The organism is Kitasatospora sp. NPDC050463 (assembly GCF_040655255.1).
In the GTDB taxonomy this organism is placed as follows: Bacteria; Actinomycetota; Actinomycetes; order Streptomycetales; family Streptomycetaceae; genus Kitasatospora.
Genome location: NZ_JBFAJO010000042.1, coordinates 73,889 through 81,954 on the forward strand (window position 1 = coordinate 73,889; position 8,066 = coordinate 81,954).

Consider the following 8,066-nt stretch of genomic DNA (forward strand, 5'->3'; position numbering starts at 1 on the left):
TGCCGCAGTTGGCGCACCACCAACTCACTCGAACGAGTGACGGCGCACGTAAGCAGAAAGGGAGCGACCCCCGGAGCACATGCTCCGGGGGCCGCTGAGTCCTCAGGTGGGCGGCCCGCCGTGGGAGGGCAGCCCGCTCAATCCGCCGGTGCGCCCGCCTCGACCGGCGTACCCGGCCTGGCCACCGACTCGGCGGAGGCCTTCGCCGACTTCCGGCCCTGATCGGAGACCTCGCCGTGTGCCTCGGCCGTGGGGTCGACGGCGACCCCCACCGCCTCGCCGGAGCGCTGCCCGGCCCGGATCGAGTCGATCCTGGCCAGGACCTTGCCCCGCAGGTCGGCCGGGGTGTCGTCGCACCCGCAGCACCGCTTGATCAGCGCCTTGATGGCCTGCTCCAGACCGTACTTCTCCAGGCACGGCGAGCACTCCTCGAAGTGCACCCGCAACTTGGCGTAGTCGCCCTCGGCCATCTCGTTGTCGAGGAATTCGTAGAGGTGGTCGAGGACCTCGCCACACTCGGTGTCGTGCGGATCGCCGCAGCTCATGAGCCCGAGCCCTTCGCTTCCTGCCCTGCCCCGCTGCCGGCCGGAACCAGCCCGCGCTCCCGGGCGTAGTCCTCCAGCATGCCGCGCAGCTGACGGCGGCCACGGTGCAGTCGGGACATCACCGTACCGATGGGAGTACCCATGATGTCCGCGATCTCCTTGTACGCAAAGCCCTCTACGTCCGCGAGATACACGGCGATTCGGAATTCCTCCGGGATGGCTTGGAGGGCGTCCTTCACGTCACTGTCGGGGAGGTGGTCGAGCGCCTGGGTCTCGGCCGAGCGCAGACCGGTCGACATGTGCGACTCGGCCCGGGCCAGCTGCCAGTCCTCGATCTCCTCCGCGGCGGTCCGCTGGGGCTCGCGCTGCTTCTTGCGGTACGAGTTGATGAACGTGTTGGTGAGGATGCGGTACAACCAGGCCTTGAGGTTGGTGCCCTCGCGGAACTGGTGGAAGGACGCGTACGCCTTCGCGAACGCCTCCTGGAGCAGGTCCTCCGCGTCGGCCGGGTTGCGGGTCATCCGCAGCGCCGCCGAGTACATCGGATCCAGGAAGCCCAGGGCGTCGCGCTCGAAGCGCTCCCGCCGGGCCTCCTCGCTCTCTTGTGCGGACACGCGGAAGGTGTCCTCACCGATCGCCTCGGCCAGCTCCTCACCGGTGAGCGCCTCACCCGCGGGCAGGCTCTCCTCCGGGCCCCGGCCCGGCTCGGCCTCGTGCTCGGTCCCGACGACCGGACCCACCTCCTCGGCATGGCTGCCCACCACGGGCGGCCCCGAAATGGAGGATATCGGGCTGACGGGCTTCTCGCCCGCGACAAGCCAGTCCGACCAAGAGGGGGCGAATGCCGTGGCGGCCTCGCGCTCCTCAGGCCGCTCGGGGCACGCGATCGAACCCATCTGTGCTGCCTTCCACCCGGGACTCAAGCTGACGACCATCTCAACCATGCCGACGGCGCCCGCATTCCCGGCCCCCGGCAGGTTTTCACTCGCCCGGGTGAGCGGACCGGGACAGCCCGTTCCCGAGCGGGTCAGAGCAGGCCGAGGAGCCAGTCGCCGACCGCACCGGTGATCAGTTCCAGCACCTCGTCCTGTCCCATCGGCGCCCGCTTGGGCACCTCGAAGCCGTGGCTGCCGTACGGCACCGACACCAGCTCGTGCCCGGCCGGCAGCGCCGGGAACTCCTCCGGCCCGCCGAACGGGTCCGCCACGCTCTGCACCACCAGCGTCGGCAGCCCCGACTCCAGCAGCTCCTCGGCCCGGCTCTTCTCCGGCTTGCCCGGCGGGTGCAGCGGGAAGGCCAGCGCCACCACCCCGACCGCGCCGGTGGCGGCGCCCGTCCGGCAGGCAACCCGGGCCCCGGCGCTGCGCCCGCCGACCACCAGCGGCAGGCCCTGCCCGGCGAGCCGCTCGGCGACCGGCGTCCACCCGGTGTCCAGCGTCCTGGGCGCCGGCCCCAGCCGCTTCCCGGCCACCCGCCAGGGCTGCTCGACCAGCGCCACCGTGATCCCCCGCTCAGGCAGCGCGCCCGCCAGTGCCACCAGGTCGCGTGCCCCGGTCCCGCCGCCGGCGCCGTGGCCGAGCGCCAGCACCGCCTTCGGGGCGGCCGCCCGGTGGTAGCTGATCCGGGCGTCCCCGGCGGGCGTGGGGACGAGTTCCTGCGTCACGGCGTGGGCTCCAGTACTCGGAAGGGCGGTGCTCAGAACAGGGTGGTCTCGTGCTCGACCTCGACCCACGGCCGGGTCAGCTCCGGACCGTTGTTGCGGATGCTGCCGACGGCCGGCGAGACGGGCGTGGCCACCAGCGCGCCGGGCGGCGGGGGGACGAGCAGCCGGCGTATCCCGTCCGGGTCGTCCAGCCCCGGGTCCAGCCAGTCGTCGAAGGTCTCCCGGTCCAGGAAGAGCGGCATCCGCTCGTGGATCGGGGCGAGCAGCTCCTCCGCCTCGGTGGTGACGACGGTGAAGGTCACCAGCCAGGCCTCCGGGTGGTCGGCGGGCACCGCCCGATTGCGCCAGAACTCGTACAACCCGGCCAGTGCCAGCGGGGCGCCGTCCGCCCGGGAGACGAAGAACGGCTTCTTCCGGGGCTTGCCGCGTTCGCCCGGCAGGGTCTGCCACTCGAAGTAGCCGTCGACCGGCAGGATGCACCGCCGGGAGGCGAAGGCCTGCCGGTACGACGGCTTCTCGTGCACCGTGTCCGAGCGGGCATTGATCATCTTCACCGCGGTCTCGGGGGACTTCGCCCACTGCGGCACCAGACCCCAGCGCAGCACCCGCAGCTGCCGGACCGGCGCCGGCTCCCCCCTGCGCTGCCGCTCCAGCACCACGAAGGCCCGCTCGGTCGGTGCGACGTTCCAGCTGGGGGCCAGCGTCTCGGCCGGGTCCCACTGCTGGACTCCGAAGAGCTCGACGATGTCCTCGGGCTGGCTGCTGGAGGCGAAGCGACCGCACATGCCGTCAGCTTGCCACGACCGCCGCTCTCAGCACTTCCTCATCCCGAAGTGCGAACCACCCCCTCCCGCCCGCTCGTCCCCGCATGGGAGGCTGCCACCCCGGACGGGGCCGACACGGGCACCCCGGGCAGGGCCGGACGAAAGCGGGGAGCAGGCATGGACGCACAGAGCATCGGCGAGGTGTGGGACCGCGTGACCGGCACCCAGCCCGCCCCGCCCGGCTGGCTGACCCTGGCCACCGGCGCCGTCGCGCTGCTCGTGGTGACCGCCCGCCCCCTGTGGCGATTCGCCCGCAACGCGATCACAATCGCCCACGAGGGCGGCCACGGCCTGGCCGCCGTCGCCACCAACCGCAAGCTCGCGGGGATCCGGCTGCACTCGGACACCTCCGGCCTCACCCTCTCCTACGGCCGCCCGACCGGCCCGGGCATGGTGCTCACCGCCGCCGCCGGCTACACCGCCCCCGCCCTGCTCGGCCTCAGCTGCGCCGCGCTGCTCGCGGCCGACCGGATCACCCTGCTGCTCTGGCTGGCGATCGCCCTGCTGCTGGCACTGCTGGTCCGGATCCGCAACGCCTTCGGCTTCCTCACCGTCCTGCTCGCCGGCGCCGCCTTCTTCCTGGTCTCCTGGTTCGGCAGCACCGACGTCCAGGCCGGCTTCGCCTGCCTCGGCAGCTGGTTCCTGCTGCTCGGCGCCGTCCGCCCGGTGCTGGAGCTGCAGCACCAGCGCCGGCGCGACCAGGCCCGGGATTCCGACGCCGACCAGCTGGCCAGGCTCACCGGCGTACCCGGCCTGGCCTGGGTCGCCCTCTTCCTGATCACCGCACTCGCCTGCCTGGCCCTCGGCGCGAGCTGGCTGCTGCCCGCTCCCTGAGCCCCCACCCCGCGCCGAAGGGCCGCCCCGCGCCTACCCGAGCGGACAGTTCCCGTACGGCCCCTAAACTTGCCCCATGACCGAGACCCTGTGGCCCGCCCCCGTCGCGACCGCCCCCGTTGACGCCACCGTCACCATCCCCGGCTCCAAGTCGGTCACCAACCGGGCTCTGGTGCTGGCCGCCCTCTCCACCGAACCCGGCTGGGTGCGGCGCCCGCTGCGCAGCCGGGACTCCCAGCTGATGGCCGACGGCCTGCGCGCGCTCGGTGTCGGCATCGAGGAGCAGGTCAACAACGACTCCGGTGGCGTCGGCGGCGGCGAGGCCTGGCGGGTCATCCCCGCGCCCGCGCTGCGCGGCCCGGCCTCCGTCGACGTCGGCAACGCCGGCACGGTCATGCGCTTCCTTCCCCCGCTCGCCGTCCTCGCCGACGGCCCGGTGCACTTCGACGGCGACCCGCGCAGCTACGAGCGCCCCCAGCACGGCGTGATCAACGCCCTGCGCGCGCTCGGCGCCCGGATCGACGACGGCGGCCGCGGTGCCTTCCCGCTCACCGTGCACGGCACCGGCGCGCTGGACGGCGGCGTGGTGGAGCTGGACGCCTCCTCCTCCTCGCAGTTCGTCTCCGCCCTGCTGCTCTCCGGCGCCCGGTACAACCAGGGCGTCGAGGTCCGCCACGTCGGCGGGCCGGTCCCCTCGCTGCCGCACATCCGGATGACGGTCGAGATGCTCCGGCTGGCCGGCGCCCAGGTGGACGCCCCGGAGGACGGCGGCGAGAAGGACGTCTGGCGGGTCACGCCGGGCGCGCTGCTCGGCCGCGACATGGTGGTCGAGCCGGACCTCTCCAACGCGGCGCCGTTCTTCGCCGCCGCCCTGGTCACCGGCGGCCGGGTGACCGTCCGCGACTGGCCGAAGCACACCACCCAGCCCGGCGACCAGTTGCGCGACATCTACACGCAGATGGGCGGCGTCTGCGAGTTCACCGACGAGGGCCTGCAGTTCACCGGCACCGGCCGGATCCACGGCATCGAGGCGGACCTGCACGACGTCGGCGAGCTGACCCCGGTGATCGCCGCCGTCGCCGCGCTCGCCGACTCGGAGTCCCACCTGTACGGCATCGCGCACCTGCGGATGCACGAGACGGACCGGCTGGCCGCGCTGGCCAAGGAGATCAACGACCTCGGCGGCGAGGTCACCGAGACCGAGGACGGCCTGCGGATCCGCCCGCGCAAGCTGCACGGCGGCGTCTTCCACACCTACGAGGACCACCGCCTGGCCACCGCCGCCGCGGTGATCGGCCTGGCGGTCGACGGCGTCCAGGTGGAGAACGTGGCCACCACCGCCAAGACCCTGCCGGACTTCCCGAAGATGTGGGACGAGCTGCTCGGCGGAACAGTGGTGGGCGGCTGAGCGGGAGACTGGGCACATGCGCCGCTACGGCAAGGACTCCGACGAGGACGACATCCGCAACCGCCCCGCACGTCGGGGATCCCGGCCGCGGACCAGGATCCGGCCCAAGCACGAGGACGCGGCCGAGGCGATGGTGCTCACCGTCGACCGCGGCCGGCTGACCTGCCTGCTGGACGCGGGAACGAAGCAGGAACGCGAGATCGTCGCCATGAAGGCCCGTGAGCTGGGCCGCAAGGGCGTCGTCGTCGGCGACATCGTCAACATCGTCGGCGACCTCTCGGGGGACGCCGACACCCTGGCCCGGATCGTCCGGGTCGAGGAGCGCACCTCGGTGCTGCGCCGGACCGCGGACGACGACGACCCGTTCGAGCGGATCGTCGTCGCCAACGCCCACCAGCTGGCCATCGTCACCGCGCTGGCCGACCCCGAGCCCCGGCCCCGGCTGATCGACCGCTGCCTGGTGGCCGCGTACGACGCCGGGATGGAGCCGCTCCTGGTGCTCACCAAGTCCGACCTGGCCCCGGCCGAGCCGCTGCTGGAGTCCTACGCGCCGCTCGGCATCAACTACGTGGTGACCCGCCGGGACGAGCTGGCCACCGAGGGCGCCGAGGCCGTCCGGGCGCACCTGCGCGGCCGCTCGACGGTGTTCATCGGACACTCCGGCGTCGGAAAGACCACCCTGGTCAACGCCCTCGTACCGCTGCACCAGCGGACCACCGGGGTGGTCAACGCGGTGACCGGCCGCGGCCGGCACACCACCGTCTCGGCGCTGGCGCTGCGACTGCCGCCGCCACCGGGCGTCAAGCCGGGCTCGAAGAAGGCGCTCGACCCGGGCTGGGTGATCGACACCCCGGGCTTCCGCTCCTTCGGCCTCTCGCACATCGACCCGTCCCGGGTCATCCACGCCTTCCCCGACCTGGAGCCCGGTACCGCCGACTGCCCGCGCGCGTGCAGCCACGACGAGCCGGACTGCGCGCTGGACGCCTGGGTCACGGACGGCCACGCGGAGCAGGCCCGGCTGTACTCGCTGCGCCGTCTGCTGGCGAGCAAGGAGACCCGCGAGGGCGACTGACGGCGCGGCCCCGGCCGTTTTCGCGCGTTCGAGGTGTCGGAGCGGGCCAGCCTGGTGATCATAGGAAAGTCGGGCCGGATCACGGCCCGGCCCGTCGATCGACAGGGAGGGCACGCGATGGCATGGGCCCTGGTGATCCTGGCCGGCCTCCTGGAGACCGGCTTCGCGATCAACCTCAAGCTCAGTGAAGGCTTCACCAAGCTCTGGCCCACCATCAGCTTCTGCGTCTTCGCCCTCAGCAGCTTCGGCCTGCTCACCCTCTCCCTGAAGAGCCTGCCGGTCGGTCCGGCCTACGCGGTCTGGACCGGCATCGGCGCGGCCGGCACCGCGATCTACGGCATGCTCTTCCTGGACGAGACCAGCTCGGTGCTCAAGCTGGTCTCGATCTCGCTGGTGATCGCCGGTGTGATCGGGCTCCAACTGAGCGGCTCGGCGCACTGAATTGTCGCCCTGTTTGTCGCCCTGTTTGTCGCCCGCTCGCCTCCGGGCTGTTTCTTCGCCCGCTCGCCTCCGGGCCGCTTGATCCGGCGCCGACGGTCGGCGCTCCGTCGCTCCTTCGTCGCTCCCGCGCTTCTCCCTTTCGGCACCGGCGCGGCCCTTCGGCTCGGGGCGGATTGGCGCGGGGCCGGGGTTCACTACGGGTGGCGCGGGGGTGGGGCTTCGGGGCAAGGTTCCGGCTCGGGGCGGGGGTGCGGTTCGGGCGGGGTCCGCTCCGCGAGCCCGACTGTCCCGATCGGGTGGGGCTCGCTAGGGTTTCGACCATGGCCGATTACCACGACGATCTCCGACTCGCCCATGTCCTCGCCGACTCGGCCGACTCGGTCACCCTGGAGCGCTTCCGCGCCCTCGACCTGAAGGTCGAGACCAAGCCCGACCTCACCCCCGTCAGCGACGCCGACAAGGCCGCCGAGGAACTGGTGCGCAGCGTGCTCCAGCGCGCCCGGCCGCGTGACGCGGTGCTCGGCGAGGAGTTCGGCCTGCAGGGCACCGGCCCCCGCCGCTGGGTGATCGACCCGATCGACGGCACCAAGAACTACATCCGCGGCGTACCGGTCTGGGCCACCCTGATCGCGCTGCTGGAGGACGGCCCGGACGGCGTGGAGCGCCCGGTGGTCGGCATCGTCTCCGCCCCCGCGCTGAACCGCCGCTGGTGGGCGGCCAAGGACCTCGGCGCCTTCGCGGGCCGCAGCCTGACCAAGGCCGCTCGGATCCACGTCTCCGGCGTCTCCCGACTGGAGGACGCCTCGTTCTCCTACTCCTCGCTCTCCGGCTGGGAGGAGCGCGGCCGGCTCGATTCGTTCCTGGACCTCACCCGGGCCTGCTGGCGCACCCGCGCCTACGGGGACTTCTGGTCCTACATGATGGTCGCCGAGGGCGCGGTGGACATCGCCGCCGAACCGGAGCTGTCGCTCTGGGACATGGCCGCGAACTGCATCATCGTCGAGGAGGCCGGTGGCCGGTTCACCGGCCTGGACGGCGTCCCCGGCCCGGGCGGCGCCGACGCCGTGGCCAGCAACGGCCTGCTGCACGCGGAGGCCCTGCGCCGCCTCAGCGTCTGACCCGAACACACCCCGAGCGAGCCGGAACCCCGCCCCGAGGCCCCAACCCCGTCCCACCCGTAGTGACCCCAGCCCCGCACCGAACCCGCCCCGAGCCGAAGGGCCGCGCCGGTGCCGAAAGGGAGAAGCGACGGAGCGACGAAGGAGCGACGGAGCGCCGA

9 protein-coding genes are annotated in these 8,066 nt (G+C 72.8%); 5 read left to right on the forward strand and 4 right to left on the reverse strand.

From position 1 onward, the window contains the following. Positions 1-137: 137 nt before the first annotated feature. The 4 genes from rsrA to AB0J08_RS25245 form a co-directional block, all read right to left on the reverse strand. Positions 138-545 carry a mycothiol system anti-sigma-R factor gene (gene rsrA / locus AB0J08_RS25230; protein WP_360638519.1) on the reverse strand — a complete coding sequence of 136 codons (408 nt, stop codon included), beginning with the start codon at positions 543-545 and terminating at the stop codon, positions 138-140. Next, the gene (locus AB0J08_RS25235) at positions 542-1,180 is read right to left on the reverse strand and encodes a sigma-70 family RNA polymerase sigma factor (RefSeq protein WP_360638553.1); all 639 of its coding nucleotides are present in this window, start codon (positions 1,178-1,180) and stop codon (positions 542-544) included. Before AB0J08_RS25235 ends, rsrA begins: the two co-directional genes overlap by 4 nt. A gap of 392 nt (positions 1,181-1,572) precedes the next feature. Further along, the gene (locus AB0J08_RS25240) at positions 1,573-2,208 is read right to left on the reverse strand and encodes an alpha/beta family hydrolase (protein WP_360638523.1); all 636 of its coding nucleotides are present in this window, start codon (positions 2,206-2,208) and stop codon (positions 1,573-1,575) included. Positions 2,209-2,240: 32 nt separating this feature from the next. Beyond that, positions 2,241-2,993, reverse strand: coding sequence for an SOS response-associated peptidase (locus AB0J08_RS25245; RefSeq protein WP_360638526.1), 753 nt, complete (start codon positions 2,991-2,993; stop codon positions 2,241-2,243). 156 nt (positions 2,994-3,149) lie between these two features. On the opposite strand from AB0J08_RS25245, the gene AB0J08_RS25250 reads away from it, so the two are divergent. From AB0J08_RS25250 to hisN, 5 genes are all read left to right on the forward strand, one after another. Then, positions 3,150-3,866, forward strand: coding sequence for a M50 family metallopeptidase (locus tag AB0J08_RS25250; protein ID WP_360638529.1), 717 nt, complete (start codon positions 3,150-3,152; stop codon positions 3,864-3,866). Between the two features lie 76 nt (positions 3,867-3,942). After that, entirely contained in the window at positions 3,943-5,274 is a 1,332-nt protein-coding gene (gene aroA / locus AB0J08_RS25255) for a 3-phosphoshikimate 1-carboxyvinyltransferase (protein WP_360638532.1), read from the forward strand. Between the two features lie 16 nt (positions 5,275-5,290). Then, complete coding sequence (gene rsgA, locus AB0J08_RS25260) at positions 5,291-6,346, forward strand: ribosome small subunit-dependent GTPase A (RefSeq protein WP_360638535.1); 1,056 nt, start codon at positions 5,291-5,293, stop codon at positions 6,344-6,346. Between the two features lie 117 nt (positions 6,347-6,463). Beyond that, complete coding sequence (locus AB0J08_RS25265) at positions 6,464-6,787, forward strand: multidrug efflux SMR transporter (protein WP_360638538.1); 324 nt, start codon at positions 6,464-6,466, stop codon at positions 6,785-6,787. Positions 6,788-7,107: 320 nt separating this feature from the next. After that, positions 7,108-7,905 carry a histidinol-phosphatase gene (gene hisN / locus AB0J08_RS25270; protein ID WP_360638541.1) on the forward strand — a complete coding sequence of 266 codons (798 nt, stop codon included), beginning with the start codon at positions 7,108-7,110 and terminating at the stop codon, positions 7,903-7,905. The last annotated feature ends 161 nt before the right edge of the window (positions 7,906-8,066 follow it).

Bases quoted from the DNA above. Each gene is read 5' to 3' on its own strand.
- rsrA (WP_360638519.1), bottom strand. From the start codon at position 545: ATGAGCTGCGGCGATCCGCACGACACCGAGTGTGGCGAGGTCCTCGAC.
- rsgA (WP_360638535.1), top strand. From the start codon at position 5,291: ATGCGCCGCTACGGCAAGGACTCCGACGAGGACGACATCCGCAACCGC.
- AB0J08_RS25245 (WP_360638526.1), bottom strand. From the start codon at position 2,993: ATGTGCGGTCGCTTCGCCTCCAGCAGCCAGCCCGAGGACATCGTCGAG.
- aroA (WP_360638532.1), top strand. From the start codon at position 3,943: ATGACCGAGACCCTGTGGCCCGCCCCCGTCGCGACCGCCCCCGTTGAC.
- hisN (WP_360638541.1), top strand. From the start codon at position 7,108: ATGGCCGATTACCACGACGATCTCCGACTCGCCCATGTCCTCGCCGAC.
- AB0J08_RS25250 (WP_360638529.1), top strand. From the start codon at position 3,150: ATGGACGCACAGAGCATCGGCGAGGTGTGGGACCGCGTGACCGGCACC.
- AB0J08_RS25265 (WP_360638538.1), top strand. From the start codon at position 6,464: ATGGCATGGGCCCTGGTGATCCTGGCCGGCCTCCTGGAGACCGGCTTC.